The 26,344-nt window shown below is 63.1% G+C and carries 22 protein-coding genes, 2 tRNA genes and 2 pseudogenes; 14 read left to right on the plus strand and 12 right to left on the minus strand.

The genetic code is table 11. The annotated features are described in order from the left end of the window. Positions 1-171 precede the first annotated feature (171 nt). From DV733_RS12165 to DV733_RS12175, 3 genes are all read right to left on the minus strand, one after another. The gene (locus DV733_RS12165; RefSeq protein ID WP_049994446.1) at positions 172-642 is read right to left on the minus strand and encodes an Lrp/AsnC family transcriptional regulator; all 471 of its coding nucleotides are present in this window, start codon (positions 640-642) and stop codon (positions 172-174) included. 84 nt (positions 643-726) lie between these two features. Then, on the minus strand, positions 727-1,200 hold the full coding sequence (locus DV733_RS12170) for a GNAT family N-acetyltransferase (RefSeq protein WP_049994445.1): 474 nt from the start codon (positions 1,198-1,200) through the stop codon (positions 727-729). Then, a complete protein-coding gene (locus DV733_RS12175) occupies positions 1,197-1,769 on the minus strand; it encodes a cysteine hydrolase family protein (protein WP_049994444.1) in 573 nt (190 codons plus the stop codon). The genes DV733_RS12170 and DV733_RS12175 overlap by 4 nt, the downstream gene beginning before the upstream one ends. Before the next feature lie 81 nt (positions 1,770-1,850). On the opposite strand from DV733_RS12175, the gene DV733_RS12180 reads away from it, so the two are divergent. Continuing rightward, positions 1,851-3,452 (plus strand): Hvo_1808 family surface protein, encoded by a 1,602-nt coding sequence (locus DV733_RS12180; RefSeq protein ID WP_079979480.1) that lies wholly within the window; start codon positions 1,851-1,853, stop codon positions 3,450-3,452. A gap of 43 nt (positions 3,453-3,495) precedes the next feature. Continuing rightward, on the plus strand, positions 3,496-4,800 hold the full coding sequence (locus tag DV733_RS12185) for an Hvo_1808 family surface protein (RefSeq protein WP_049994443.1): 1,305 nt from the start codon (positions 3,496-3,498) through the stop codon (positions 4,798-4,800). Positions 4,801-5,109: 309 nt separating this feature from the next. On the opposite strand, the gene DV733_RS12190 is transcribed toward DV733_RS12185, so the two are convergent. Beyond that, positions 5,110-5,313 carry a helix-turn-helix domain-containing protein gene (locus tag DV733_RS12190; RefSeq protein ID WP_049994442.1) on the minus strand — a complete coding sequence of 68 codons (204 nt, stop codon included), beginning with the start codon at positions 5,311-5,313 and terminating at the stop codon, positions 5,110-5,112. Positions 5,314-5,510: 197 nt separating this feature from the next. Between DV733_RS12190 and DV733_RS17885 the strand changes: the two are divergent. After that, a pseudogene (locus tag DV733_RS17885) lies at positions 5,511-5,786 on the plus strand (terminase gpP N-terminus-related DNA-binding protein); the annotation flags it as partial. A 384-nt stretch (positions 5,787-6,170) separates the two neighbouring features. Here the strand turns inward: DV733_RS17885 and DV733_RS17755 are convergent. Further along, positions 6,171-6,338 (minus strand): hypothetical protein, encoded by a 168-nt coding sequence (locus tag DV733_RS17755; RefSeq protein ID WP_237560502.1) that lies wholly within the window; start codon positions 6,336-6,338, stop codon positions 6,171-6,173. On the opposite strand from DV733_RS17755, the pseudogene DV733_RS17890 reads away from it, so the two are divergent. Continuing rightward, positions 6,333-6,524, plus strand: a pseudogene (locus DV733_RS17890) (hypothetical protein); the annotation flags it as partial. The gene DV733_RS17755 and the pseudogene DV733_RS17890 overlap by 6 nt on opposite strands. Before the next feature lie 31 nt (positions 6,525-6,555). On the opposite strand, the gene DV733_RS12200 reads toward DV733_RS17890, so the two are convergent. Further along, positions 6,556-6,630: transfer RNA gene (locus tag DV733_RS12200), tRNA-Val, on the minus strand. 182 nt (positions 6,631-6,812) lie between these two features. On the opposite strand from DV733_RS12200, the gene trpD reads away from it, so the two are divergent. The 6 genes from trpD to DV733_RS12230 all read left to right on the plus strand — a co-directional run bounded on the left by trpD (position 6,813) and on the right by DV733_RS12230 (position 17,206). Beyond that, positions 6,813-7,814 (plus strand): anthranilate phosphoribosyltransferase, encoded by a 1,002-nt coding sequence (trpD, locus tag DV733_RS12205; RefSeq protein WP_049994440.1) that lies wholly within the window; start codon positions 6,813-6,815, stop codon positions 7,812-7,814. Further along, a complete protein-coding gene (locus DV733_RS12210) occupies positions 7,811-8,446 on the plus strand; it encodes a phosphoribosylanthranilate isomerase (protein WP_049994439.1) in 636 nt (211 codons plus the stop codon). The genes trpD and DV733_RS12210 overlap by 4 nt, the downstream gene beginning before the upstream one ends. Beyond that, positions 8,443-10,065, plus strand: a complete 1,623-nt coding sequence (gene trpE / locus DV733_RS12215) for an anthranilate synthase component I (RefSeq protein WP_049994438.1) — start codon at positions 8,443-8,445, stop codon at positions 10,063-10,065. The genes DV733_RS12210 and trpE overlap by 4 nt, the downstream gene beginning before the upstream one ends. Continuing rightward, positions 10,062-10,751: an anthranilate synthase component II gene (gene trpG, locus DV733_RS12220; protein ID WP_049994437.1), complete on the plus strand. Its 690-nt coding sequence runs from the start codon at positions 10,062-10,064 to the stop codon at positions 10,749-10,751. The genes trpE and trpG overlap by 4 nt, the downstream gene beginning before the upstream one ends. A gap of 56 nt (positions 10,752-10,807) precedes the next feature. Then, positions 10,808-12,550: an endo-1,3-alpha-glucanase family glycosylhydrolase gene (locus DV733_RS12225; RefSeq protein ID WP_049994436.1), complete on the plus strand. Its 1,743-nt coding sequence runs from the start codon at positions 10,808-10,810 to the stop codon at positions 12,548-12,550. A gap of 417 nt (positions 12,551-12,967) precedes the next feature. After that, positions 12,968-17,206 (plus strand): intein-containing adenosylcobalamin-dependent ribonucleoside-diphosphate reductase, encoded by a 4,239-nt coding sequence (locus DV733_RS12230; protein WP_049994435.1) that lies wholly within the window; start codon positions 12,968-12,970, stop codon positions 17,204-17,206. 25 nt (positions 17,207-17,231) lie between these two features. On the opposite strand, the gene DV733_RS12235 is transcribed toward DV733_RS12230, so the two are convergent. The 3 genes from DV733_RS12235 to DV733_RS12245 all read right to left on the minus strand — a co-directional run bounded on the left by DV733_RS12235 (position 17,232) and on the right by DV733_RS12245 (position 19,401). Then, positions 17,232-17,534, minus strand: coding sequence for a hypothetical protein (locus DV733_RS12235; RefSeq protein ID WP_049994434.1), 303 nt, complete (start codon positions 17,532-17,534; stop codon positions 17,232-17,234). A gap of 6 nt (positions 17,535-17,540) precedes the next feature. Next, positions 17,541-17,816 (minus strand): winged helix-turn-helix domain-containing protein, encoded by a 276-nt coding sequence (locus tag DV733_RS12240; RefSeq protein ID WP_049994433.1) that lies wholly within the window; start codon positions 17,814-17,816, stop codon positions 17,541-17,543. Between the two features lie 64 nt (positions 17,817-17,880). After that, positions 17,881-19,401: a molybdopterin-dependent oxidoreductase gene (locus DV733_RS12245; RefSeq protein WP_049994432.1), complete on the minus strand. Its 1,521-nt coding sequence runs from the start codon at positions 19,399-19,401 to the stop codon at positions 17,881-17,883. A 119-nt stretch (positions 19,402-19,520) separates the two neighbouring features. On the opposite strand from DV733_RS12245, the gene DV733_RS17820 reads away from it, so the two are divergent. Both DV733_RS17820 and DV733_RS12250 read left to right on the plus strand, forming a co-directional pair. Further along, complete coding sequence (locus tag DV733_RS17820) at positions 19,521-19,640, plus strand: HVO_2523 family zinc finger protein (RefSeq protein ID WP_336884736.1); 120 nt, start codon at positions 19,521-19,523, stop codon at positions 19,638-19,640. Between the two features lie 57 nt (positions 19,641-19,697). Beyond that, positions 19,698-22,196: a PAS domain S-box protein gene (locus tag DV733_RS12250; RefSeq protein ID WP_049994431.1), complete on the plus strand. Its 2,499-nt coding sequence runs from the start codon at positions 19,698-19,700 to the stop codon at positions 22,194-22,196. On the opposite strand, the gene DV733_RS12255 is transcribed toward DV733_RS12250, so the two are convergent. After that, on the minus strand, positions 22,186-22,860 hold the full coding sequence (locus DV733_RS12255; RefSeq protein ID WP_049994430.1) for a TVP38/TMEM64 family protein: 675 nt from the start codon (positions 22,858-22,860) through the stop codon (positions 22,186-22,188). The genes DV733_RS12250 and DV733_RS12255 overlap by 11 nt on opposite strands. A gap of 56 nt (positions 22,861-22,916) precedes the next feature. Between DV733_RS12255 and DV733_RS12260 the strand changes: the two genes are divergently transcribed. Beyond that, entirely contained in the window at positions 22,917-23,306 is a 390-nt protein-coding gene (locus DV733_RS12260; protein ID WP_079979478.1) for a DUF5830 family protein, read from the plus strand. A gap of 6 nt (positions 23,307-23,312) precedes the next feature. On the opposite strand, the gene DV733_RS12265 is transcribed toward DV733_RS12260, so the two are convergent. After that, on the minus strand, positions 23,313-24,347 hold the full coding sequence (locus tag DV733_RS12265) for a DUF7115 domain-containing protein (protein ID WP_049994428.1): 1,035 nt from the start codon (positions 24,345-24,347) through the stop codon (positions 23,313-23,315). A gap of 123 nt (positions 24,348-24,470) precedes the next feature. Here DV733_RS12265 and DV733_RS12270 point away from each other — a divergent pair. Further along, a tRNA-Met gene (locus tag DV733_RS12270) sits at positions 24,471-24,615 on the plus strand. A 220-nt stretch (positions 24,616-24,835) separates the two neighbouring features. Here the strand turns inward: DV733_RS12270 and DV733_RS12275 are convergent. Next, positions 24,836-26,338 carry a hypothetical protein gene (locus DV733_RS12275; protein ID WP_136342344.1) on the minus strand — a complete coding sequence of 501 codons (1,503 nt, stop codon included), beginning with the start codon at positions 26,336-26,338 and terminating at the stop codon, positions 24,836-24,838. Positions 26,339-26,344: the final 6 nt, after the last annotated feature.

Below are 26,344 nucleotides of genomic sequence, written 5' to 3' on the forward strand. Positions count from 1 at the left end.
ACGAACAGACTGGTTATTAAATCTATCTATGTTACCAAACTGTTCATCAAAAGGCGAATTATAGAACATTATGGTTATACCCTATCTTGCTCTGACGCGGATGGATGTCTCTCTGGGTCTGCACCCGGCTCAAAGTGTCGAGAAGCGGGTTTCTGGGAGGGTTGTCGAGTTCTAGCCGTCGTCGGTGACGAATCCGCCGAACGGTGTCGTCTCGTGGCTCCGGACGAGGACCTCGTCGGCGACGGTCAGGTCCATGTCGAGTAGCTTCTGAGCGACAGGAGTGATGTCGCTGTCCGTCTCACCGACCGCGGTCACGAGCAGGTTCTGTTCGCCCGTGACCAGTTCCTGGACCGAGACGACGCCGTCGATTTCCAGAATGTCGGGGACGATCTCCCCGCGTTCGGGAATCGAGGCGGTGCAGAACAGTAACATGCGGAGCGGGTAGCCCGATCGCTGGTAATCGACTTCGGCACTGTACCCCTTGATCATGCCCTCGGACTCCAGGCGCTGGATCCGCTTGCGGACGGTGCTGTCGGAGGTCCCGGTTCGCTCGGCGATGTCTCCCGAGGACATGTTCCGGGCGTCCTCCTGCAAGGCGTACAGGATGGCTTTGTCTACGTCGTCGATGTCTTGCTCGCCCATGCCTGCACGTGCGCGGCACGGCCACTTTATGGTTGCACGTCGCTGCAGATCCACTTCCACCCGGCCAGGTCTGACTCCATGGCACTACAGTCGTTTCTCGAATTCGATCAGTTCGTAGTCCTCGAACGACCGACGGGACTGCTCTTCGAAGCCGTGTGCAGGATAGAATTTCGTCGCCGCTTGCTGTCTGATGGCCGTCTCGGCGACGAGACGTGTGACGCCGCGCTCGCGCGCGACTTCTTCCAGCCGCGCCACCAGCCGCGATCCCAATCCCTCCTGCTGGTGGTCGGGATCGACGCGCATCCGGAGGAGTTCTCCCTGGTCGCCTTCGACCGTCAATCCCCCCATCGCAACGACTTCGCCCTCGGCCACGGCGACGAGAAATTCCCCACCTGAGTCGAGGTACGTCTCCTCGACTCGATGGAGGTCCCCGATGTCTGGGATGTCTGCTGGATCTGTTCCCTCCCCTCGCATCGCCCGTTCGTTGAGCGCCAGCATCGCCTCGGTGTCTCCCGGTTCGAACTGACGGATCGTCGGTCGCGTTCGATCGCGGGTCACGCGAACTCGATCTCGCTCGTCGGTTCGACCTCACCGAACAGGAACGCAGCGTGTTCCAGGGCGTACTCACGGTGGCTCTCCTCGATACAGCCGACGGCGTCTTCGACCAGGACGGGCCGATAGTCACGGACGCCGGCGCTGGAGGCCGTCTCGAGGACACAGACGTTCGCGAGCGTCCCGCAGATCACGAGGTCGTCGATCCCGCGGGCGTTCAGCCACCCCTCCAGCTCGGTCTGGTAGAAGGCGTCGTAGGTGTGTTTCTCCACCACGAGGTCGGCCATCTCGGATTCCAGTGGGTCGGCCAGTTCGGCTTCCCAGGAGCCTTCGATGACGTGTTCGCCCCAGCGGTCGAACTCGTCGTAATAGTGAGCGTCTTCGAACTGTTCCGGTGGGTGGACGTCCCGGGTGAACACGACGGCTGCGCCCGCGTCGGTTGCCTGTTCGACCAGATCGAGACAGGGATCGAGGGCGTCCTCGCTGCCCGGCGCATAGAGGCTACCGTCGGGGTGACAGAAGCCGTTCTGCATGTCGACCACGACGACTGCGGTCGCGTCGGCGTCGAAGTTCATATTCTGGTTTTGGGCTGGCGGCCCGAAGATACTTGTGCCGTATCTGGAGCGTTTTTATATCCCCAGTCCGTCAGCCAAGGTATGCGCACGGCCATAGCCCTCCTCACCGCCCTGGTGATGGTCTGTAGTGTCGCGGTCCCCGCCGGAGTGGCGGCTGCGAACCCGTCGACAGACTCGGTGAATCAGACGACTGAAAACCACCCGCCCGACCCGCCGAGCGACCGCCTCGGCTGGGAAGACGGCTACTGGTACAACGAGAGTCTCTCGGTGACGGCCGAGGACGGTCTCAACGACACCGAACTCGATGCGGTCGTCGCCCGGTCGATGGCCCGCGTCGAGCGCGTCCGCGGGATCGAGTTCAACGGGTCGGTCCCGGTCGAGGTCATCTCTCGCGAGGAGTTCCGCGAGGAACAGGACGGCAGCAGTTCGAATACCTCGACGGCGAACCGTCTCCATCAGAACGTCAAGTGGGAGGCGATGCTTTCGATCGGCGAAGACGAGAACGCTCTCGAAACCTCCGAATCGACACGGTCGGCCACGGTCGGCGGCTACTACAGCCCGAGCGAGGAACGGATCGTGATCGTCTCCGAAAACACGACGACGCCCCAGATGGACGAGATCACTCTCTCCCAGGAACTGTTTCACGCCCTGCAGGATCAGAAACTCAGGGTGTCGTTCAACCGCTCGACACAGGAGGGGATCAACGCCCGCAACGGGATCGTCGAGGGTGACGGCAACCTCGTCGACCGGCTCTACGGCCAGCGCTGTGACGCGGAGTGGGACTGTGTGATCCCCGAATCCGACGGGAGCAACGGCGGTGGCGGCAACACCAGCGACATCAACTACGGGATCTACCTGACGCAGTTCCAGCCCTACAGCGACGGCCCGAAGTTCGTCCAGCAGATCCAGCGCGAAGGCGGCTGGGACGCCGTCGACGACGTCTACGAGAACCCGCCGACAAGTTCCGAACAGATCATCCATCCCGAGAAGTATCCCGACGAAGGACCAGTCAACATCACGTTCGAGGACACGAGCAGCGAAGCGTGGTCCGTTCCGGACATGGGTAACGGCAGCGTCGATTACGCCCGGTTCGGACAGGCGGGCCTGAGCGCGATGTTCATGCGCCCGGTGTTCGCCTCCGGTGGGACGGCTTCGCCCGTCGTCGGTCCGCGGGACTTCTACAACATCTCCAACGGGGGGATCAGCGACTTCGATCCGCTGAACTACAGTCTCGAGGTCACGAACGGCTGGGGCAACGACAAGCTCTACCCCTACGTCACGAACCAGTCTGCCGAGACTAACGAGACGGGCTACGTCTGGCAGACCGAGTGGGACACCGAGGCTGACGCCGAGGAGTTCGCCGACGCCTACGTCGACTTACTGGAGCACTACGGTGCGGAGTCCGTCGCCGGAAACCAGAGCACCTATCGCATCCCGGACAACCGGACGTTCGGTGACGCCTTCTACGTCGACGTCGACGGCTCGACGGTGACGCTGGTCAACGGCCCGAACGTCACCGCGCTCTCGGAGATTCGCGCCGGCGCGGCCCCGGCGGCCGAGCCGGATCCGACGACGACCTCCAGTGACGACACCGGCAGCGGGTTCGGTCCCGGCTTCGGTGCCGTCGCGGCACTGCTGGCGGTGATCGCGGCCGCGCTCGTCTCGATCCACCGCCGCGACTGACTCGTCGGAACCTCTTTTGCCGTCCAGTCCCCGTCTCCGTTCGATGCGACGCCTGCTGGTGATCGCCGTCCTCGGCCTGCTGCTGGCAGTAGCCGGCTGTGTCGCGCCGGCCGACGATCCCGGCGATCTCGGTGCGGAGAACGGCTATCGTTACGACGCCGACCTCTCGATCACGACCGCCGACGGACTCAACGCGAGCGAACGGGAGGCGCTGCTCGGTCGGACGATGGCTCGTGTCGAACGTCTCCGGGGGCTCGAGTTCACCGATTCGGTCGAGATGTCGGTGATCTCGCGGGCGACGTTCCGAAACCGTACGGGGGGCAATTTCGACGGGACGCTCTCGCCGCGCCAGCGCTGGAACGAACAGGTCTGGGAAGCGCTGCATATTATCGACGAGGACGCGACCTATCCCGAGTCCCGCTCGACCAACCGCGGATCCGCCGTCGTCGGCTACTACTCGCCCAGCAACGACTCGATCGTCCTCGTCAGCGACTCGCCGACGCCCCAGGTCGATCGGCGGACGCTGGCCCACGAACTCGTCCACGCCCTGCAGGACCAGCGGCTGAATCTCGGTGAGCGCCGCCAGCGTCAGGACGGCCAGCTTGCAGTGCTCGGCGTCGTCGAAGGCGACGCCAACTACGTCGAGGCACTGTACGAACGCCGCTGCCGCTCGGAGTGGGACTGCATCGACATCCCGCCGAGCGACCGGACGCGCCCGCAGTCGTTCAATCAGGGGCTGTTTCTGGTGAGTTTCCTGCCCTACGCCGAAGGGCCGAACTTCGTGAACGCCCTCCACTCGCGTGGCGGCTGGGACGCCGTCAACGATCGGTACGACAACTTCCCCGAGAGCACCGAACAGCTGATCCACCCCGAGTACTTCCCGACGCAGTCGCCAGTCGACGTCTCGGTTCCCGACCGCGCTCGCGGCGGCTGGGAGCGATTTTCGAACCTCAGCGAGCCCCGGACCGACACGGTCGGCGAGGGCTCGATCTACGCCATGTTCGTCGCCACCGACGTCATCGAGCGCACGGGGGCGGCCCAGTACAATTACGACCACCCGCTCTCGAACGGCTGGGCCGGCGACACGCTCGTCCCCTACCGGAACGACGGCGAGTACGGCTACGTCTGGCGTATCCGCTGGGATTCACGGGCAGACGCCCGGGAGTTCGTCAGGGGCTATCGCGACCTCCTCGATAGTCACGAGGCCGAAGCGGTCGGTGACGGTCGTTACGTCGTCTCTGATGGCGACTTTGCTGACGCCTTCCGACTCTCTCGCGACGGCCGGACGGTCACGATCGTCAACGCGCCGCGCGTGAGCGATCTGGAGCGGATTCACTCGTCGTCGTGAATTGTGGTGGTCTGCTGCGATTTACAGTCTCGCCGATTCGGGAAGGGTCTTGACGTTCACCGCCTCGTTCCGGTTCGTCGGTTCATCGAATGTGACTGTGATCCCGAGATGGCGCATGCGCTACGGAATCCGGTTAGCGTCTGCCGAGCAAATCACTCGGATGCGGGAGGAAAGACTATCACTCCTTCGTGGGTGTCCGAGCTCCGACAGAAAGACGACCCCGAGTACAGCAAACGACTCTGTGCAGGGTCTCTCTGCAAGGTCGGCGTGCTGCCCGGCTTCTACATCGATCGGGATCTGGGGGCCAGATCAGCGCGGGTCGTCTTCGAGTGCGTAGAGTGCGGTCGTATCGTGGATTTTCTTGACGTACTCGGCCGCTTGCAGGATGTTGAGCCGATTGTGGACGTGCTGGCGTGAGTAGTTCGTCTCGTCGGCCAGATACCCCACGGTACAGCGACCCACTGCTAGCATGTCGAGGATCGCGTGATCGGCGTCGGTGAGGTCGACCGTCATCGGTGGCCCCTTCTCTCCGACTCTAGTTTACTCTTCGGTATGTCGATACAAGTGAATATATTTAGTTTACGGACACTATAGTCATATCGTAAATTTCTTTGCCGAGGTTCTTGTACGATATCGACAGAAGCGCGGAATGTGTCACGAGAAAGTGGCCGCCTGCTAAGACAGGCGACCGCGCTTCTCGGGAGAGAAGCATGAGCAACCACGACAGCGACGTTAATACCAGTGGCGAACAGCACGAGAACCAGGATCGGTCGTATCGCGACCCCGAGTACCTGCGGGAGCGATACGTTGAGCAGCGGTGGAGCCAGCAAGATATAGCCGAGGAATGTGGTGTTGTCCAGAGAACGATTCAATATTGGATCGAGAAACACGGAATCGAACGGGAGCTTCTGTATAAGGACGAGGAGTGGTTACACAAGAAGTACGTCGATAACAGGTGGACGAGAGACGAAATTGCTGACGAATGTGGCGTCTCCGAATCGACGATCAGCAGATGGTTGACCATTCACGACATTGAGCGAGAGCCTCTGTATCAGAATGCCGAATGGTTACGGGAACAGTACGTTCACTGTCGGCGTGACCAGTCTGACATCGCTGCCGAGTGCAACGTTGCGAAGACGACCATCTGCCACTGGCTCGCTCGGCACGGCATTACGGAGGGTGAGTCAATGTCAACTTCGGAGTGTCGAGCATGTGGTGACGATCTCCGGTACTATCCGTCGGTGCGTGACGGGAAGTATTGCTCGAACGAATGTTCTAACGAGCAACGGAACAATCGGATTGGAATCGTCTGTGAAGGATGTGGAGAAACCTTCTATCGGCGTGCCTCACTCGGTGTAACGTACTGCTCGCTACCGTGTTGGGGAGAAGATTACCGAGTCGATACTGATTCCTATTACAACATTTACTGGAGGCAGATGCGAAATCAAGCTATCATTCGGGACGACCACCGTTGTGTCGTCTGTGGCATCGAGGACGAGGAGCATCGTCGTCGCTTCGGCCATGGCCTCGATGTTCATCACATCGTCCCCGTACGTCTCTTCGTGCAGTGGGACAAACCACCTGAAGACGCCCATTCTCTTCGGAATTTAGTCACTGTCTGTCGCACACATCATCCCGATTCACCGGGCAAAACCGTCGACTCTGACAAACAGTTCAGCCGATTCAGATGTCGACCACCATACACCGATATGGGTTGTGAGTGACACCCGAAATTTATGTCAGAAATACAAAATATGGGTTTGGGCGGATTTGAACCGCCGGCCTCCTCCATGTCAAGGAGGTGTCATAACCGGTCTAGACCACAAACCCTCGCTGATCGAACGCATTCTGGGATAGTTGGCACGGGTAATTGAAGGTTTCGAAATGGCCGTCGCGTCCGGTGGTTGTGGTCGTATCGCACGATCGGCCCGGCTGGGGCTTCGCACCCGACACGCTTAAATCGATGGACGAATTTGTACACTACAACACGAACTAGTCCACTGGTGTCCACCATGAAGGAATACATCGAACGCGTGACCGACGGCGAGAATCTGACAGTCGAAGAGGCACGGGCGGCGGCGACGGCCGTCTTCGAGGACGCGACGGAGGCCCAGATCGGTGCGTTGCTGGCGGCCCTCAGGTCGAAGGGCGAGACCGAAGCGGAGATCGCGGGCTTCGCACAGGGGATGCGCGAGGCCGCGCGGACGATCGACCCCGATCGCCGCTCGCTCGTGGATACGTGCGGCACGGGCGGGGACGACTACGACACGATCAACGTTTCGACGACCAGCGCTCTCGTCGCTGCCGGCGCGGGCGTCACGATCGCCAAGCACGGTAACTACTCCGTCTCCTCGAACTCGGGGAGTTCTGACGTCCTCGAAGAAACGGGCGTCACGCTCGAAAGCGATCCGGCGGCCGTCGAATCTCACGTCGAACAACTGGGGATCGGCTACATGCACGCGCCGGAGTTCCATCCCGCGATGAAGGCCGTCATCGGCCCGCGAAAGGAACTCGGCGTCGAGACGATATTCAACGTCCTCGGACCACTCACCAACCCCGCAGGTGCGAACGCGCAGGTGCTGGGCGTCTACGATCCCGATCTCGTCTCGACCATCGCGCAGGCACTCGCGCACATGTCCGTCGAACACGCACTGGTCGTCCACGGCGCGGGGATGGACGAGATCACCGTCCACGACGCGACGACCGTCGCCGAGGTCGAAGGCGAATCGATCACCGAGTACACGATCACGCCTGCCGATCTGGGCCTCGAACAGCACGACATCTCCGCGGTCGCTGGCGGGACGCCTGCCGAGAACGCTGCGGATCTGGAGGGGATCGTCGACGGCAGCGTCGACGGTGCGAAACGGGATATCATCCTCGCCAACGCCGGTGCGGCGGCCTACGTGGCTGGCGAGGCGTCCTCGCTCGCAGACGGCGTCGAACTGGCCGATCAGGCCATCGAGTCGGGCGATGCGGCCGCCAAGCTCGAAGACCTCCGCGAGGCCGGTGCATGACGCGGGTGAAGATCTGCGGTCTCACACGCGAGCGCGACCGCGACGTCGCGGTCGCGGCCGACGCGGACGCCATCGGTCTGATTGCCGGCGTCACCGTCGACACGCCCCGCGAGATCGATTTGGAGACGGCCGCTGACCTCGCGGACTCGACCCCACCGCTGGTCACGAGCGTCCTCGTGACGATGCCCGAGAGTGAGAGCGAGGCTCGCGAGCGGATCGCACAGGTGGGACCGGACGCGATTCAGTTGCACGCGGCCGACCCCGCCCTCGTCGCGGCGCTCGACGACGCACCCGCGAAAGTCGTCGTCGCCGTCGATCCGACCGACGAAGACCTCGCCGAATATGCCGAGGCGGCCGACGCGCTGCTCGTGGACTCCGTCGACGCCAAGGGTGGCGGTGGGACCGGCGAAACCCACGACTGGGAGCGTACGCGCCAGCTCGTTGCCGACCTCGACGTTCCCGTGATCCTCGCCGGCGGTCTCACCCCCGAGAACGTCGAGCGAGCGGTCGAGACGGTCGGTCCCTTCGCCGTCGACGTCGCCAGCGGTGTCGAGCGCGAAGGCGGGATCAAGGATCACGACGCTGTTCGAAGCTTCATCGAGCGGGCCACTCGCGCCCGGGTCGCGCCATGACGGGACTGGACACCGCCCGTGAGGCGTTCGTCGACCTCGCCAGCGGTGGCCGGCCCGCGGTCGTCCGGACCGAGGCTGAGCTCGACGTCGACGTCGACCCACTCGATGCGTATGCCGCGTTGACGGGCCGGACGACCGATCTCGCGGACGGCGAGTACACCTTTCTGCTGGAGAGCGCCGAGAAGGTCGCCTCCAGCGATCCCGACGGGGCGTTCGCCCCCGAACCGGACGACCGGCACGCCCGCTACTCGTTCGTCGGCTACGACCCAGTCGGCGTCGTCACCGTCGACGAGGAAGCGACGGTCGAGGTCTTCGACGACCGCTACGCCGACTTTTTCGAACCCAACGGTGGCGACGTTCTGGATTCGCTCCGGGCCTGCCTGCCGGACGCCGATCTGCGAGGCTTCTCGGATCACGACCGCCAGCTGCTGGAGGGCGGGCTCGTCGGCTTTCTCGCCTACGACGCGGTCTACGATCTCTGGCTCGACGAAGTGGGGCTGGACCGCCCCGGTTCGAGATTTCCGGACGCCCAGTTCGTCCTCACGACGAAGACGCTCGTGTTCGACCACGCCGAGGGGACCGTCTCGCTGGTCTGCACACCGCTTCTGGGTCCCGACCACGACGCGGGCGAGCGATACGACGAACTCCAGACGGAGATTGAACGGGTCGCGGATCTGCTCGACTCGGCTGCGGACCCCGCTACTGGCGGCTTCGAGCAGGTCCACGAGACGGCCGGGCCGAAAGCCGACTACGAGGAGGCGGTCCGGTCGGCCAAGGAGTCCGTCCTCGATGGCGACATCTATCAGGGCGTCATCTCCCGGAAGCGCGAACTCTACGGCGAGGTCGACCCGCTCGGGTTCTACGACTCGCTGCGGTCGATCAACCCCTCGCCGTACATGTACCTGCTCGACTACGACGGCCGGACTGTCGTTGGGGCCAGCCCCGAGACGCTCGTCTCCGTGGGCGGCGATCACGTGATGGTCAATCCGATCGCTGGCACGTGCCCGCGCGGAAACAGCCCGGTCGAGGACCGCCGGCTCGCCGGCGAGATGCTCGCCGACGGCAAGGAACGTGCCGAGCACACGATGCTGGTCGACCTCGGGCGGAACGACGTTCGCCGGGTCGCAAAGCCGGGGAGTGTCCGGGTACAGGAGTTCATGAACGTCCTCAAGTACAGCCACGTCCAGCACATCGAGTCGACGGTGACGGGGACGATGGCTCCTGACTGTGACGCCTTCGACGCGGCGCGGGCGACGTTCCCGGCCGGGACGCTCTCGGGTGCGCCGAAGATTCGCGCGATGGAGATCATCGACGACCTCGAACTCTCGCCGCGCGGACTCTACGGCGGTGGCGTCGGCTACTTCTCCTGGGACGGCGACGCCGACTTCGCGATCGTGATCCGCTCGGCGATGATCGAACACGACGCACCGCTGCCCGAGGCGGCTGGCACGGCGGGGTCCAGCACGGCCGATCGGATCACCGTCCAGGCCGGTGCCGGGATCGTCGCCGACTCCGTGCCCGAGAGCGAGTACGAGGAGACCGAGAACAAGATGCGCGGGGTGCTGGACGCGCTCGACGCGATCCGCGACGACATCGAGCGCGAGGAGGTGTCCCCATGAGCGCGAGCGAGACCGACCCCGAAAGTCGGCCCGACGCCGCGGACCTGCAGGTGCTGTTCGTGGACAACTTCGACTCGTTCACCTACAACCTCGTCGAGTACGTCAGCGAGCACGCCGAGACCGAGGTGCTGCGGAACACCGCGTCCCTGGCGGACGTCCGTGCAGTCGACCCCGACGCCATCGTCGTCTCGCCAGGGCCGGGCCATCCCAAGAACGACCGGGACGTCGGCGTGACGATGGACGTTCTCCGGGAGATCAGTCCCGAGGTGCCGACGCTGGGCGTCTGTCTCGGACTGGAGGCCGCCGTCTACGAGTACGGCGGCAGCGTGGGGCGAGCACCCGAACCGATCCACGGTAAAGCGTTCCCGATCGACCACGACGGGCAGGGCGTCTTCGCCGGCCTCGAACAGGGATTCCAGGGCGGGCGCTACCACTCGCTCGTGGCGACCGAGGTACCCGACTGTTTCGAGGTCACGGCGACCACCGACGCCGAGACCGACGGCGTTCCCGCGAGCGAAGCGAGCGGGGGCTCGTCGGACTCCGGAGAGTCCAACGGTGAAACCGTCGAACTCGTGATGGGGATTCGCCACCGCGAGTACCCCATCGAGGCGGTCCAGTTTCACCCCGAATCCGTGCTGACTGCAGTCGGCCACGACGTGATCCGGAACTTCCTCGCGACCGTCTGACTGTTTCGATCGCGGGGATCCACAGAGGTTTGGAGGACCGGTGTGACAGTCCGATAATGGCAGACGATAGCTCCGACCCTCAGCGATTCAGCCGGCGCGCGTATCTCACCGCAGCCGCGCTCGGTACGGGCGGAGTGGCGGGCTGTTCGGGGATCCTGGACGATCGGCCGACGACGGAGTCGCCTGAAGCCGACCGTTCGACGCTCGCCGAGCCGTTTCTCGACGGGCAGCTGTGTGTCGCTCATTACATGACCGGGATGGCTCCGTTTCGCGACGCCGAGCCGTACTGGACCGACCCACGCTACTACGACCCGAACGGCCCGACCAGCAACGTCGGTGGGGCGATGCTCCACGCGGCTGTTCCGGCTCTGCTCAATCGAAGTGACGATCCCGAGCAGCCGGTCGATCTCTCGATCGAGGCGGCCGTCAGGCAGGAACTTCGGGCAGCGAGCCGCTTCGGCATCGACACCTTCGAGTTCTACTATCCCTGGACCGGCGACACTGCGATTCTGGACCGCTACGACGAGATCGTCGAAGCGTTCTTCGGTGTCGCAGCGACCACAGAGATTCCGTTCGAGTTCACGGTCGCGATCAGTCATCCGATCGCTAGCTCCGCCGACCGGAAAGTCGAGGTCCTGGGTGACCGCGTGGCCGGACTGATCGAGCGCGTCGAAACGGATCGGTGGCTCCAGACCCCTGACGGGCGATACGTCGTTGGGACGTGGTTGCCGGACGCGCTCGCGCTCGGGGACGCTCACGCTCGCACGGCGACCGACCCGACACTACTGGCCGAGGTCGCCGCGACGTACGACGCCCTCGCCGACCGGATCGGTACCGACATCGCGTGGTTGTACGATCTCCACTACGCGAACGACGCCGGTGACTATCAGGCGTACGTCGACGCTGTCCTCGATTACTTCCCGGCGATCCACGGCTGGCACACCGGCTGCGGTGACGGTGCGGCCTGGGACTACGCCGCCACGCAGTGCGCCGAGCGCAATCGTGCGTTCGTTCAGGACACGTACGGCGACCTCGCGACGGGGAAGTTCTATCCCACCGACCCGCCGGGAGAAGGGGTCTTCTCGGCCACCGAAGCCGCGTCGTACTGTCCCGACGAGGTCGAACGCTGGAACGTCGAACTCGGGCTCTCCGAACACTTCCGGAATCAACTCGAGGCCGCCGCCGAGCGCGACGCCGACGGCGTCTATCTCTCGACCTGGAACGACTACGGGGAAGGCCACCACGTCGCGCCCGAAATCAATCACAATTTCGCGTTCGCACAGCTCCTCCGGTACGGGCTCGCCAAGTGGCGTGGTGAGTCGGCTGCTGGTCCCGGTGAGGTCGCGCTCGTCTTCTTCGAAAAGTACCCCTCCGACGTGACGCCCTCGCCGTTCGATCTCGGTGCCCGAACAGAGACTTGTCTCGACGCTTCGGACCGTATCGAAGTGGTGACGATCCTCGACGAACCGGCGACGCTTCGGGTCAACGGCGGCGATCCCGAATCGGTCGCCGCGGGGCTGACTGCGACGCGTGTCCCGATGGTCCCGGGCCACGTCACCGTGACCGTGACGCGGAACGAGGAGGAGATCGCGACGCTCAGGACGCCGGAGGCGATCACCGAAGAACCGTTCCGCCACGACCGGCTTACCTTCGCGTACTCCAGCGAGCACGCTCGCATCTACAGCGACCTCTACGGGGACGACGCTCCCGTCTACGTGGCAAACCAGTACGCCAGTGAGAACCTCGTAGACGGGCCGAACTACGGGCCGCCCCGAGGAGGCGACAGCGGCAACTGCTGATCTGGTGCCGCCCGTTCACACGTTCTCGACGCCATCCGGAACTTCCTGTCAGTGGCGCGATAACACTGGATCGTCTCTCCACGACCTCCACCCGAAAACCCCCTCTCGTTTCTCCTGGGAAACCACACGCTAGCGTCGTGATAATGACCCCCGAGTTTCACTTTCACTCCGGTCTGGACACCATTATTAGGGTCCGTTACATTCGTTCGTAGCGTACGCGAGGAGCCTGCGAGGCGTCACTGCGCCCGAGAAAGTTACGGATAGTGACACGTTTCTTGCGGGCGAGAAATTCACGAGCCGACGGGTTCATTAGGGACCCACGAGTAAGCCACTTCCGCTACAAATGATACAAACGAGGACCCACATCACGGCACGTATCGAGGGACGGCGGGCCGACACACTCAGGGGGGCAGACGCGTGAGCCAGCACGACCTCTCTGCGGACGAACTACGCCTGCCGATCAAGCGCACGACCGGCGACACCCTGGAGGACCGACTCACCGCCAACGCCTATCATAATATTCTCCCGGCGCGGTACCTCCGAAAGGACGCAGACGGCGAACTCGTCGAACAGCAGGAGGACCTCTTCGACCGAGTCGCGAAGAACATCGCGCTGGCCGAGGCCGTCTTCGAGTCCGAGAAAGTTGGCGAGGAGATCACCGTCACGCCGGACCAGCTCAAGCCCGACCACCCGCGGCGTGACGAACTCGCCGCCGAAGTCTTCGGGAAAGGGACCACTGCCGACGACGACGTCGAGACGACACTTTCCGTTTACAACGTCAACAAGTTCGCCTACGAGACGGTCGTCCCGGAGCTTCCCGTGGAGATCCGCGAGCACGTCGAGGAGACCGCCGCGGAGTTTCAGGACTCGATGGAGAAACTGGACTTCATGCCGAACTCGCCGACGCTGATGAACGCCGGCGACGAACTCCAGCAGCTCTCGGCGTGTTTCGTCGACTCCCCGGAGGACGACATCGACGACATCCACCAGACAGCGAAGGAAGCCGCACAGGTCTTCCAGAGCGGTGGCGGCATGGGGTATGCCTTCTGGCGGCTCCGACCCTACGGCGACCCCGTTGGATCGACCGGTGGGATCGCCTCCGGGCCGATCACGTTCATGCGGACCTACGACCAGATGTGCGAGACGATCGCGCAGGGCGGGGCCCGTCGCGGGGCCCAGATGGGCGTCATGCGCGTCAGCCACCCGGACGTCATCCAGTTCATCCACGCCAAGAACAAGGACGTCTCCCTGGCGGAGACCCTCCGACTGAACGATCCGGACGACTTCACGCACAACTCCTTCGCCGACGCCCTCGAAGAGGCTCGGGAACTCATCGACGACGACGGCAAAGTACCCAAGCACCTCCGTAACGCCGTCGAGGGCCACCTCTCGAACTTCAACATCTCCGTCGGGATCACCGACGACTTCATGGACGCGGTGAAGAACGGCGAGGAGTTCACGTTCACCAATCCGCGGACGGACGAACCCCACGTCGCCACGCAGGAGACCAAGGAACTGTACGACATGTTCGACCTCGGCGAGCACGTCGAGGTCGGCGAGATCCTCTCTATCCCGGCCGAGAAGATCTTCGAGCGGATCGTCCAGGGCGCTCACGAGAACGGCGAACCCGGCGTCATCTACCTCGAACGCGTCAACAAGGAGCACTCCTTCGACGTCGAGGAGCACCCGGATCACCAGATCCTCGCGACCAATCCGTGTGTCACTGGCGACACGCTCATCAGCACCGAGAACGGACTCGTCGAGGCCGAAGAACTGTACGAGCAGGGCGTCGCTCGTGACGTCGTAGTCGACGGCCGCCTCAGTGAGGAGACGGTCAAAGAAGCCAGTAGCGTCTACAAGACGGGCGAGAAAGACATCTACAAGCTCGAAACCGAGGAAGGCTACGAGCTTCGACTGACGGCCGACCACCGCGTGATGACCGACGAGCGCTGGGTCGAGGCTCAGAACCTCGATGCTGGCGATTCGGTACACATCCAGAATCGGAAAGGAGAGTTCGGCCAGCACGGCTCAGCCGAAGAAGGGCGCGTCCTCGGCTGGATGGTCGGCGACGGCCACCTCAAGGACGGCGAGGAACGTGCTGTTCTGAACTTCTACGACGAGGATGCGGAGGTTTCGGAGCAGTTCGCAGACGACGTCAACGACGTTGTCCGCGAGCCGACTGGAAACGCTGACTACGAGATTGGGGTCAACGAAGTCGCTCGGAGCGACGACTATCGCGGTGCGCAGGCCATAGAACAGCGCATCCGCTCGGCACGTCTCTACGAGTACGCCGACGAAGCCGGGCTCGTCGACGAGAAACTGCAGGTTCCCGACGCAGTCATGCGCGGGAGCGAGGAGATGGCCCGCGGGTTCCTGCAGGCACTGTTCAGTGCCGACGGGAGCGTCCAGGGGAACGTCGAGAAGGGCATCTCGGTTCGTCTCGCTAGCGTCGACACTGACTTCCTGCAGGAAGTCCAGCAACTTCTCCTCAACTTCGGTATCGGTAGCAACATCTACGAGGACCGGAAAGAATCGGGCGTCACCGAACTCCCTGACAGCAACGGCGGAACCGAGGAGTACGAAACACAGGGATTCCACGAACTCGTCGTCTCTAGCTCCCACACTGTCGCGTTCGAGGAAGAGATTGGGTTCCTACTCGATTACAAGAACGAAGCGCTTGCGGAGCGACTCGACGAGTACAGCCGTGGTCCATATTCGCCGAAGTTCGAAGCGACGGTCGAGTCCGTCGAACGCGACGGTCACGAAGCGGTCTACGACTTGACCGAGCCGGATACACACTCGTTTGTCGCCAATGGCCTCGTCGTCCACAACTGCGGAGAGCAGCCGCTCGAAGAGTACGAGGCCTGCAACCTCGGCCACATCAACCTCTCGACGCTCGCCGCCCAGGACGCCCCCGACTGGCGGGTCTGGAGCGAGCAGCATGCAGGAGAGTACGACACTACGGAGGCGGCCGTCGAGGCGTTCCTCGAAGAGGCCGTCGACTGGGCGGAGTTCGACCGACGTATCGAGATGGGGACGCGCTTCCTCGAGAACGTCGTCACGATGTCGGACTTCCCGGTCGAGCAGATCGAGCAGAAGGTCCGGGAGATGCGCAAGATCGGCCTGGGCGTGATGGGGCTGGCCCAGCTGTATATCCAGCTCGGCATGAAGTACGGCGACGACGTCTCCAACGAGGTCGCCGGCCAGCTCATGCAGCACATCAACCACCACTCGAAGTGGACCAGCCACGAACTCGCCGAGGAACGCGGCACCTTCGAGGAGTGGGACAACTCCAAGTACGCCGACCCCACCGAGTACCGCGAGTGGTTCGAACACCAGACCGGCCTCAACGCCGACGACTTCGAGGACGGCTTTACGATCCGCAACCACAACACGACGACGATCGCGCCCACGGGCACCACGTCGATGGTCGGCAACACCACCGGCGGCTGTGAGCCCATCTACAACGTCGCCTACTACAAGAACGTCTCCGACGACGTCCAAGGCGACGAGATGCTCGTCGAGTTCGACGACTACTTCCTGCGCGTGCTGGAAGAGAACGACCTCGACGTCGACGCCGTGAAAGAAGAGGCCCAGGAGCAGATGGCCGGAAACGAGTTCGACGGCGTCGACGGTCTCTCGACCGTGCCGGACGCCGTCGGCGAACTGTTCGTCACGACCGGCGATCTCTCCGCGAAAGAGCACGCCGGCGTGCAGGTCGCCTGCCAGCAGGGCGTCGACTCGGCCATCTCGAAGACGGTCAACGCCCCGAACGACTCGACGATCGAGGACGCCGCGGAAGTGTTCGAGTACATCTACGAGCACGGCGGCAAGGGCGTCACCTACTACCGCGACGGCACCCGCTCCAAGCAGGTGCTGACCACGCGTGCACAGAACACCGAGTTCGCCGACATGGACGAGGGCGAGATCGTCGCCCAGATCGAGGAGGTCTTCGACGGCATCGAGGGCTTCCTCGAGAGTGAGGAAGTCCAGGCCGCGCTCGACGACTCCATCGCGGAGATCCTGGACATCGCTGACGGGCAAGAGCCGGAATACGCCAGCAAGCGCCCGCGTCCGGACGTCCTCCACGGCGTGACCCAGCGGATCGACACCGGCTACGGGAAGCTCTACGTCAACATCAACGAGGACGACAAGGGCCGGCCGTTCGAGCTGTTCGCCAATATCGGCAACAGCGGTGGCTTCACCGCTTCCTTCACCGAGGCGCTCGCGAAGACCATCTCGACGGCGCTCCGTTCGGGTGTCGATCCCGACGAGATCGCCGACGAACTGCAGGGAATCCGGTCGCCGAAGGTCGCCTGGGACAAGGGCGAGCAGATCCAGTCCATCCCGGACGCCATCGGCACCGCGATGCGCCGGTATCTGGACGACGACATCGAGCGCGCCTACCCCCAGCAGCAGAACCTCACCGAACTCGAGAAAGAGGAGGCTGACGAAGAGGAAGCCGAAGCGGCTCCACACTCACCTGACGGTGGGGCCGTGGCAGCCGACGCCAGTGCGCAGGAGACCGAAACGGGAGCCCAGCAGGAACTCATCGACAAGGGCGAGAGCCCCGAGTGTCCCGAGTGTGGCTCGATGACGCTGTACTACTCCGAAGGCTGCAAAACGTGCGAAAGTTGTGGCTGGAGCGAATGTTGAGCTGACGCGATAGGATTTTCTCTTTCTATTTCAACGTGACGTAGGTCAGGAACGCGAACGCGACTGTTTCGAGGGCCCGCATCGCCAGCACGACCTGCTGGGCCAGCGTGTCCCCGGCGTAGAGCATCCGCATACTGCTCTGGAAGAAGTAGAGCGCGACCAGATTCTCCAGCAGCATGACGAGGCTGAACGCGAGCAGGCCGGCGATCAGCGGGGTCTTGAACGTGCGGTAGTTGCGCGCCCAGACGACCGTCAGCGTCCCCAGCAGGAGGACGTTGACGACCGAGAGGGCGCTCGCGATCTGTAGCCACGGTCCGGATAGTCCCATCAGTACTCACTCCATGTTGTCGGTGATTTGGTCGTAGGTGTCGCGGTGGTGCTCGAACTTGTCGGTGAGGAAGTACATCGTCCCGTAGTCCGCACCACTTTTTTCGAGGACGTTGTGCTCGACGAGCATCTCGAGGTGGTGGCGGATCGTGTTGTAGTCGACTTCGAGGTGCTCGGCGAGCTGGTTGGCGTTACGCGGGCGTTCGTCGAGACTCTCGATGATTCGCGCCCGGTTTTCGCCACCTCGCGTCCCCGCGAGCAGGTACCACAGCGCCTTCTCCATCGACGATCCTTGCTGGTGCTCCGAAGGGGTGGGTTGTATGTGTGGTGGTTCGATCGCTGGCATATCATGGACGCACCGTCTGGCGAACCCAGCCCGTCGCGCCGTTGGGATAGGCACCGGCTTCCTGTTCGGTCTGGAGCGTCCCCTCGCCGTCGGTCGCGCGGACGACGACTTCGTGCTCGCTATCGGGCGGATCGTACGTGTGACTCCACTGCCGCCAGACGTCGTTGCCGGGCAGCGGCTCGGTCAACTCGGCGTCCGTCCAGGTGTCGCCGCCGTCTGTCGAGACTTCGACGCGATCGATCCCGCGGGTCCCGGCGTAGGCGTGGCCGGCCAGCTGAATCGTCCCGTCGTCGCGATGGACGATGCCGTCTAGGTCGTCGCCGTCCCACAGTTTCGCGACGGTGTGGACCGGGCCCGTCCCGTGCCAGCCGCGTTTCTCCCAGTAGCCCTCGGCTTCGCGTTCGAGCACCTCGATCTCGGTGACCCACTTGACGTTGACCTCTCCCCAGTGGCCCGGAACGAGCACCCGAACCGGATAGCCGTGGCCCCGCGGGATCGTCTGGCCGTTCATCCCGAACGCCAACAGTCCGCCTTCGAGCGCAGACAACGGAAACTCCTGGTAGAAATCGTCTGCCGCCCGCAGCATGACACAATCGCAGTCGCTGTCCGGACTGGCCTGTTCGAGGACTTCCGAGACGGGAACGCCGGTCCAGATGGCCGTGTCCATCTTCCTGCCGTTGAGGGAATCACCAACACAGCGAAGCGTGGAAAAGCGGTTTTCGGCGGGGATATTTCGGAGATCCTCGTAGTCGAGTTCGACCTCTTCGTCGACCGCACCGGTGACAGACAGCGTCCAGCTGTCCCGGTCGACCGTCGGATCGATCGTGTTGATGTCGACCGTGTAGTGATTCTCCGAGAGCAGCGGTTCGATCGAACCGACGCCGAGCGAGCGCTCGGTCGCGAGTTCCCTGAGCTGTGGAACGGACATCCCCGCTCCCTCCCCGGTTTGCCCGCCGGGATTGGAGGCGGCGTCGACAGGTTCGGTTTCGATCTGCGGTCGGGGACCGATCCCTAACCCGAGTGCGCCGAGACCGAGCGCCGACAGCGAACCGGCGACGACTCGCCGACGATCTGGCGAGATGTCGACGTTGGTGACGTCTCGGCCCGCGGCTTCGGCCAGGCCGACGACCATTCCGCTCGCGAGGCCAGCGCTGGCCGACGCGAGGACGCTTCCGGTGAGTGCCGTCCCGACGGCCCAGGTGCTCGCGACCGTGATCGGAACGGCCAGCGCCGAAACGCCGACGCTGCGGCCGAGAGCGATTGCAAGCGCTGCCAACCCGGCAAATACGATCGTCGCGAGCGTCGTCGCCAGCAGCAGATTCATATCCTGACCCGAGACGCCGAACTGCGCGACGTACTTGCCGATGGCTCGCGCCGGGAGGACGTCCGTCGAGGCCCGGGCGATCGGCTGGGCGACGAACTGCCGGGTGAGGCCGACCGCGGCGTACGACCCTGCGACGCCGCCGAATCCGGCAGCTACCGCGACGACGGCGGTCGAGACTGTCTCTCGGGACGGTTTCATCGTACCTGTACGTGGGCGTAAGCCCCTAAAGAGATTGTTCGAACTCTCACACAATTCGTTCTAGAATTGCCCGTCGGTGGGGCACAAGAGCCAAGGATTCGCGGCTATCAGACAGCACTATGCCCGAGACTGGTGGCCGGCCGTGTCCGCGATGCGAGCGGCCGATGTACCGACGTCACTGCAAGTACGTCTGCCCCGAACACGGTGTCGTCTTCGACTGCGCCGACACGTTTTATTGAGGTCGATCGACTCGAAACCGCTTGCGGATTTATTAGTGTGGAGGAAAACACGGTGGTATGAGCAGTGCCGACGGGCAGCCGATCAGGGTGTTGCACGTCGACGACGAACCCGACTTCGCCGACCTCGTGGCGACCTATCTCCAGCGCAGCCACGACGACATCAGAGTCGAGACGGCGACCGACGCAGCCGAAGGGTTGGACGCGCTCGCGGAGACGCCCGTCGACTGTATCGTCAGTGATCACGACATGCCCGGGATGGACGGGCTTGACTTTCTCCGTGCCGTCCGCGACGAGAATCCTGACCTCCCGTTCATCCTGTTCACCGGCAAGGGAAACGAGGAGATTGCGAGTGATGCGATCTCCGCAGGCGTCACCGAGTACCTCCAGAAAGGGACCGGGACCGACCAGTACGCCGTTCTGGCGAACCGGATCGAGCGGGCGGTCGGTGAATATCGTGCGAAGAACGCCCTCGAGGAGAGCGAGCGAATGCTCTCGACGCTGATCAGCAACCTCCCGGGGATGGCCTATCGCTGTCTGAACGAACCCGGGTGGCCGATGGAGTTCGTCAGCGACGGCTGTCGAGAACTCACCGGCTACGATTCGGCGGCGTTGGTCGACGGATCGATCGTCTGGGGTGAAGACGTCTTGATCGATGACGACCGAGACGAGCTCTGGGAGACCGTCCAGGCGGCACTCGACGCTGGCGATCCGTTCGAGGTCACCTACCGTATCGAGACTGCGGACGGTGAGCGCAAGTGGGTCTGGGAACAGGGTCGCGGCGTCTACGACGACGGGGAACTGACGGCGCTCGAGGGAATCATCCTCGACGTCGATACGAGATTGATCGATCCCGCCGACCGCCAGATAGGACGGACGCTCGCCGAGAACGTGACTGGTCGCGAGCGGATCCTCGAACGGGTCGGCGATGGGTTCCTCGCACTCGACGACGCGTGGACGATCACCTACGCGAACGACCGGGCGGCAGCGCTGGTCGGGCGGGATACCGAGTCGTTGGTCGGACAGCAGATGTGGGACGTCTTTCCCGAAGGGGTCGGCTCGGACTTCGAGGAGCAGTACGTACAAGCGATGGAGACACAGCGACCAGCCGAGTTCGAGGCGTACTACGACCCGCTGGATAGCTGGTTCGAAGTACGCGCGTTCCCGGGCGAACACGGGCTGTCGATCTACTTTCGTGACGTCACCGAGCGACGCGAACGGGAGGACCGTCTCGAACGCTACCGGACGCTCGTCGAGAACGTCGGCGATCCAATGTACGTGCTCGACTACGACGGCACGATCACGATGGCAAACCAGGCGATGGCCGATCATCTCGGCTACGATCGCGACGAGATCGTCGGCACACACGCGACGCGGTTCATGTCCGAAGCCGATATCGAGCGTGGGACCGACCTCCTCCTCGATCTGATGGACAGCGACCGGACCTGGGCGACGTTCGAGATGGAGACCATCCACGCCGACGGTACGCGAACGATCAACGAGGACAAGATCGCCGCGCTCACAGACCAGGGAGAGTTCGTCGGTTCGGTCGGCGTCATCCGTGACATCACCGAGCGCAAGGCCCGCGAGCGCGAACTCGAACGCTACGAGACGATCATCCAGACCGTCGAAGATCCAGTGTACGCACTCGACGCCGAAGGTCGGTTCGCGTTCGTCAACGAGGCCGTCGAGCCGATGACGGGATACACTCCGGCGGAACTCGTCGGCGAGAGCGTCACGACACTGGTCGCGGAGGACGACTACCGCGCCGGCGTCGAGATGGTCCAGACGCTTCTGGAGGAGCCCGAACGGACCTACGTGACCTACGAGATCGACCTGCACACCAAAGACGGTGACACGGTCGCTGCCGAGAACCACATCGCGTTGCTCCCGCCCGACGAAGACGAGTTTACTGGGACTGCCGGCGTCATCCGGGACATCACCGAGCGCAAACAGCGCGAGCGCCGCCTCGAAGAGTTCGCGAGCGTCGTCAGCCACGACCTGCAATCCCCGCTGAACGTCATCACCGGTCGTGCGGAACTGGCGCTCGACACTGGCGACTTGGGACACGTCGAGAACATCCTCGACGCCGCCGACCGCATGGAGGCGCTCATCGAGGGACTACTGACGCTGGCTCGGCAGGGCGAGGTCGTCGGCGACGTCGAGGAGACATCACTGTCGACTCTCACAGAGCAGGCGTGGAAACAGGTCCAGACGGCTGCTGCGTCGATTGACCTCCGTGACGATCGCTCACTGGAAGCCGATCCCGACCGGTTGCGGGAACTCCTCGAAAACCTCTTTTCGAACGCCGTCACCCACGCCGGCGAGGACGTCACCGTCTCGGTCGGGACGACCGACTCGGGATTCTACGTCGCCGACGACGGCGAGGGAATCCCTGCCGACCGACGGTCGAAAGTCTTCGAACACGGCCACTCGACCAGCGAAGAAGGGACGGGACTCGGACTGACGATCGTCGCACGGATCGCCGACGCCCACGGTTGGGACGTGACTGTCACCGACAGCAGTTCGGGCGGCGCTCGCTTCGAGTTCAGCGTCTGAGCCGGGGCCCGTCGACGACGCCACGGTGACGGAGCTGACGATAGAGTGGCCCACTCAGGAGGACGATACCCAGGCAACTCGCGGCGATTACCAGCGGGAGCGCCTGTCCCGCTTCTTCGAGGGCGAACGCCCGCATCGAGGCTCCGGCCACGACGGTCGCGACCACCCACGGCGTCTCGCCCAGGACCGTCCCCAGCACGTAGCGCCCTGGCGGCACGTCAGAGAGTCCGGCCGCGTACGAGACGCCGTCGGCTGGCAGCGGGATCAACCGCGCGGCGACCAGCCCGCGGAAGTCACCGGTCACGTCGACGACTGAACTCCCGACCGCGTGCAAGCGAGCGGTCGGCCCGCGTTCCCGTGGCGCGTATCGGGCCAGCAGATACGGCGGCAAACACGTGTAGACGGCTCCGGCCAGTCCGATCGGTATTCCCAGCACCGGGCCGTAGACGAACCCGACGAGCAGCGAGAGCGCCGAGATTGGCCACAGCACCAGCGATCGCCCGCCGTACAGGACGATCAGGAGCGCACCGAACAGCACGGGCCGATCGGCCAGCGCCGTCAGCGACGCGAGGACCCGCTCGGGCGTGAGCACGAGGACGCCGAGCAGGCCAGTCACGCCGAGGGCAAGCCCGCCTGCAAGCTGAAAGCGCACCTGCCGATCCATCGATCCAACGGTGTGGGTCGAGTGGAATACGCCTTGTGGTCGCCCGGGCAATATTCATGACGGCCCCGTCCTATCGTTCGCCCGTGGACGAGGACACCGACCCCGTCGAACTCGGCGTGACGCTACTGGCGCACCTCGAACACGAGCAACTGTCGCTTGCAGACGCCGTCGACCGCCTGGAGACGATCACGACCGATCCCAACGTCACCAGAGAGATCCTCGACACCGCCGAAGTCCGGGGGATCATCGACCGCGAGGACGGGATCATCAGTCCACAGAGCGGATCGTTCGTCCGCTTCGAGAGTCAGGTCGTCTCCAGGGAGGGTGAGTTCGACTGCCGGCGCTGTGGCTCGTCGCTCTCGACAGGCTACTTTATCCAGTTCGATTTGGGGGAGGTCGGCCCGTTCGGCTCTTCGTGTATTCGGAAAGTCACTGGCCGGGAGTGATCGTCACTATCGACCCTGCCGCAGTTCTTCGACCAACTGCTTGATCGCGCCGTGTTGCTTGCGCAGGAGCTCGTTCTGCTTGTTGACGGCCGTCGTCAGCTCCGAGAGCTGGTCGCTGACCTCCTGTAGATCTTCCTGGGTGAGCGCGTCGGGGTCGGGTCCGTCGGTGGTCTCGATCGACGCCGACTCCGTCTCGCTCAATCCGCTCGCGATCGCCGGCTCTCCGTCTTCCGTCTCTCCCTTGGTCGGCTCGTCTTCGGCGTCGACGATCGAGCGATTGGTATCGTCTTCTGTGCTCGCGTTGGTCGTCTCGCTATCACCGCCGAGCGGCGTGATCTCGCTGCCGAAGCTGAACTCGTCGCCCGTGCTTGCCGGCTCCTCGTCGACGCTTTCCTCGTCGGCTTCGGTTTGGAAGTGGCTCTGCAACTCCGACATCGAGGTGACGTCGAAGAACTCGAAGACGGCCTTCTGGAGGGTCTTCTCGACGAGTCGAGCTTTGTCGTTCGGAGTCTTGATCCGCTGGGGCCGACCATCGACCTGCAGGACGATCTCGGTGGCGACGCTGGCTTTCTCGAACTCTAATCCTGTGAGATCCTCGTAGGCGAAGGTCTCGAAGTCGCTCTCCCAGACCGAACCGCCGACGTGTTTGACCAGTCGCTGTTCGGCGACGATCAGGGTAAGTTCGCTGAAGCGGAAGGCACCGACGACGCCTTCGTCCTCTTCGAGAACGCGCTCGGTCGAGAGGATTCCCTCGAGGACGAGTTCGAGGACGTCGCCCGCGACGCCGTTGGGGACGGTCAGCGAGCGCGTGTCTTCGACGTACTCGAAGACGAACTTGGTCTTTCGTCGGCCCTCGTTGAGACCGAGTCGTTCGACCTCGTGGGGGTATTCGGTGACGCTCTCGTCGCTGAGCAGCCCCTCGGCGCGATAGCAGAGCAGTCGGGTCGGCGTGAGACAGAGGACGTCCTCGTCGCCGAGCATGATGCCTGTCTGCAGTTCCTCGCCCCCGAGGTGTTCCTGGACGAGCTCCGGAATCTCCATGCTCGGGCTGTGTCCGCCCGACAGCATAAATCCGCGGGGTGGTCACGGGGGGTACGACATCGCCCGACACAGAGGGGGGCAGATGAGAAGCTTAAAGAGTACCACCACGCTATCACCGGGTGCGCCCGGGTGGCTTAGCTGGACATAGCGCCGCACTCATAGGGTTTCACTGTGAACGCGGCACCCATCCCGGCATGCCCGTCGAGGCGCTGTCGAGCCTCGGACCTGGGTCATGCGGAGATCGAGGGTTCGGAGCCCTCCCCGGGCACTTCTATTTCGGCACTCGCTCCGTCGAGTGCCAACTCTCGAAGTGCCGGCGGTGGGCGGAGAACCTGGTTGGATTCACGCGAACGCCAGTGAGCGTGAATGAGGAGAGCGCTTGCGATCTCCGTCGTTCGCGAGCCCTCCCCGGGCCTTTTAATACATGCTTTAATTCTGCAGAGCGTCTGTAAATGGTCTTCAGGGTAGATAGTTGCGATATGACTGTTCTATCGCAACCAATCGCGGCGCTCTTGATAGTCGGCATCTCGGAATGGATCAGGAACCTCGGTTATGTCCGAGGCACTGCCAACCGTGAAAGCCATCCAGTATCCAGCGTGCCATCCGAGTGCATCTGTGTCGATTCCTTGGATCGTGATATTCTGAAGAGTATAATATTCGAAGGCATGGTCCGAGTCTTCGTTCATACCGTAGGCGGTACCGCACGACCCTGGACCGTTCGTGTCCTCACAGAGCTGTATCTGGCCGCCATTGATAATGATCTCTGCTGCCGATCGGTTTCGAGTCATCGTAACGTTGAGCTCTTCGGCTACATGTGGTGACGAACCGGTATCGTAGTAGTCGACGGCTTTCTCGAACTGGAAGCGGACATCTTCCCGTGGTGCGTCGAATGAATTGTAGTCGACGAATACTTCGATCGGATTTTCCCGGAATGGGTTCGTACGCTCCGTCGCGTTGAGTTTGGGTATGCGCGTCGCGTTGACGATTGAGGCGTTCATAATCGGCATTGGTTCCTGGCCGTGTTGACGGCCGTAGACGTGTCCGAACTCGTGTTTGAGAATGTCGACCGTTGTCTCGTTCGTGTACCCGACTTCTATTTGAACGTCTGTCACTGGATCTGCTAGAACACCCCGGCCGTAGAGGTCCGCACATCCGATGAAGTCCCCAGTCTCGAATCCACATGTGTCGATGTCATCGATCATCGAAACCGTGACATCTGCATGTTCGGCGTCGGGGCGAAAGACGAAGTTTTCGGTGTAGTTGCCGTACTCATGCTCCGCGGCGTCCCAGTAGTCGAGTGACTGACGAACCAGTGGTGCCCACTCTCTCGTCCCGTCGACCTCGACTGAGAGATTTACCACTACTGTCGACTTGGTTGGCCAGGGATCGAGATATTGCGGTGATCGATCACTGAGGGTATCGATTTCGAGTTCCTCGGCTGGTGCCTCGTATCCGATGTACTGCCCTGTTGCGATTTGTACGATACGTTTTATATCCGTCTGCCTGTAGATACCCGAGACGATGACGTTCGTGTCTCTATCTGTACTATTGTCCAGTGTGCAGTAGTACCACTCCGTCTCGATCTGGTCTCCGTTACAATCCTGCACTCGTCCACCGAGGATTATGTGGAAGTCTGCAGCATCTGCGTCGGTCGTATATGTGAACTCGAGTTCGGTTCCGTCGGGCTTTCTGTTCCACGACTCAACGGCTTCTCGTATGATGGTGGTGTAGTTGGGCTGTACTATCGCTCTCGCTGTCACTGTATAGCGGACCGTTTCTGGGGTTTCGGCCGTTGGTCTTGCTGCCTCTTCTGGACTATCGTCACTCGTCTGCTGTTCGGCCGTCGATGGTGCTGACGTCGTCTCGTCGGAAATTGTCACTGTCGGCTCTGACTGGTCCTGTAATCCTGTACAGCCGGCCAGAACGAGGAGGAGACAACAGCCAAGAACTACTGCGACTCGCAGCCAGGCGTTCCCACCTCGAAATACCATACGCTC

It is taken from the genome of Halapricum salinum (assembly GCF_004799665.1).
GTDB classification, from domain to species: Archaea; Halobacteriota; Halobacteria; order Halobacteriales; family Haloarculaceae; genus Halapricum; species Halapricum salinum.

Excerpts from the sequence above, each read along its gene's own strand:
- DV733_RS12165 (WP_049994446.1), bottom strand. The coding sequence starts at position 642 with ATGGGCGAGCAAGACATCGACGACGTAGACAAAGCCATCCTGTACGCC.
- DV733_RS12175 (WP_049994444.1), bottom strand. The coding sequence starts at position 1,769 with ATGAACTTCGACGCCGACGCGACCGCAGTCGTCGTGGTCGACATGCAG.
- DV733_RS12180 (WP_079979480.1), top strand. The coding sequence starts at position 1,851 with ATGCGCACGGCCATAGCCCTCCTCACCGCCCTGGTGATGGTCTGTAGT.
- DV733_RS12185 (WP_049994443.1), top strand. The coding sequence starts at position 3,496 with ATGCGACGCCTGCTGGTGATCGCCGTCCTCGGCCTGCTGCTGGCAGTA.
- DV733_RS12190 (WP_049994442.1), bottom strand. The coding sequence starts at position 5,313 with ATGACGGTCGACCTCACCGACGCCGATCACGCGATCCTCGACATGCTA.
- DV733_RS17755 (WP_237560502.1), bottom strand. The coding sequence starts at position 6,338 with ATGAACATCGAGGCCATGGCCGAAGCGACGACGATGCTCCTCGTCCTC.
- trpD (WP_049994440.1), top strand. The coding sequence starts at position 6,813 with ATGAAGGAATACATCGAACGCGTGACCGACGGCGAGAATCTGACAGTC.
- DV733_RS12210 (WP_049994439.1), top strand. The coding sequence starts at position 7,811 with ATGACGCGGGTGAAGATCTGCGGTCTCACACGCGAGCGCGACCGCGAC.
- trpE (WP_049994438.1), top strand. The coding sequence starts at position 8,443 with ATGACGGGACTGGACACCGCCCGTGAGGCGTTCGTCGACCTCGCCAGC.
- trpG (WP_049994437.1), top strand. The coding sequence starts at position 10,062 with ATGAGCGCGAGCGAGACCGACCCCGAAAGTCGGCCCGACGCCGCGGAC.
- DV733_RS12225 (WP_049994436.1), top strand. The coding sequence starts at position 10,808 with ATGGCAGACGATAGCTCCGACCCTCAGCGATTCAGCCGGCGCGCGTAT.
- DV733_RS12235 (WP_049994434.1), bottom strand. The coding sequence starts at position 17,534 with ATGGGACTATCCGGACCGTGGCTACAGATCGCGAGCGCCCTCTCGGTC.
- DV733_RS12240 (WP_049994433.1), bottom strand. The coding sequence starts at position 17,816 with ATGGAGAAGGCGCTGTGGTACCTGCTCGCGGGGACGCGAGGTGGCGAA.
- DV733_RS12245 (WP_049994432.1), bottom strand. The coding sequence starts at position 19,401 with ATGAAACCGTCCCGAGAGACAGTCTCGACCGCCGTCGTCGCGGTAGCT.
- DV733_RS17820 (WP_336884736.1), top strand. The coding sequence starts at position 19,521 with ATGCCCGAGACTGGTGGCCGGCCGTGTCCGCGATGCGAGCGGCCGATG.
- DV733_RS12250 (WP_049994431.1), top strand. The coding sequence starts at position 19,698 with ATGAGCAGTGCCGACGGGCAGCCGATCAGGGTGTTGCACGTCGACGAC.
- DV733_RS12255 (WP_049994430.1), bottom strand. The coding sequence starts at position 22,860 with ATGGATCGGCAGGTGCGCTTTCAGCTTGCAGGCGGGCTTGCCCTCGGC.
- DV733_RS12260 (WP_079979478.1), top strand. The coding sequence starts at position 22,917 with ATGACGGCCCCGTCCTATCGTTCGCCCGTGGACGAGGACACCGACCCC.
- DV733_RS12265 (WP_049994428.1), bottom strand. The coding sequence starts at position 24,347 with ATGGAGATTCCGGAGCTCGTCCAGGAACACCTCGGGGGCGAGGAACTG.
- DV733_RS12275 (WP_136342344.1), bottom strand. The coding sequence starts at position 26,338 with ATGGTATTTCGAGGTGGGAACGCCTGGCTGCGAGTCGCAGTAGTTCTT.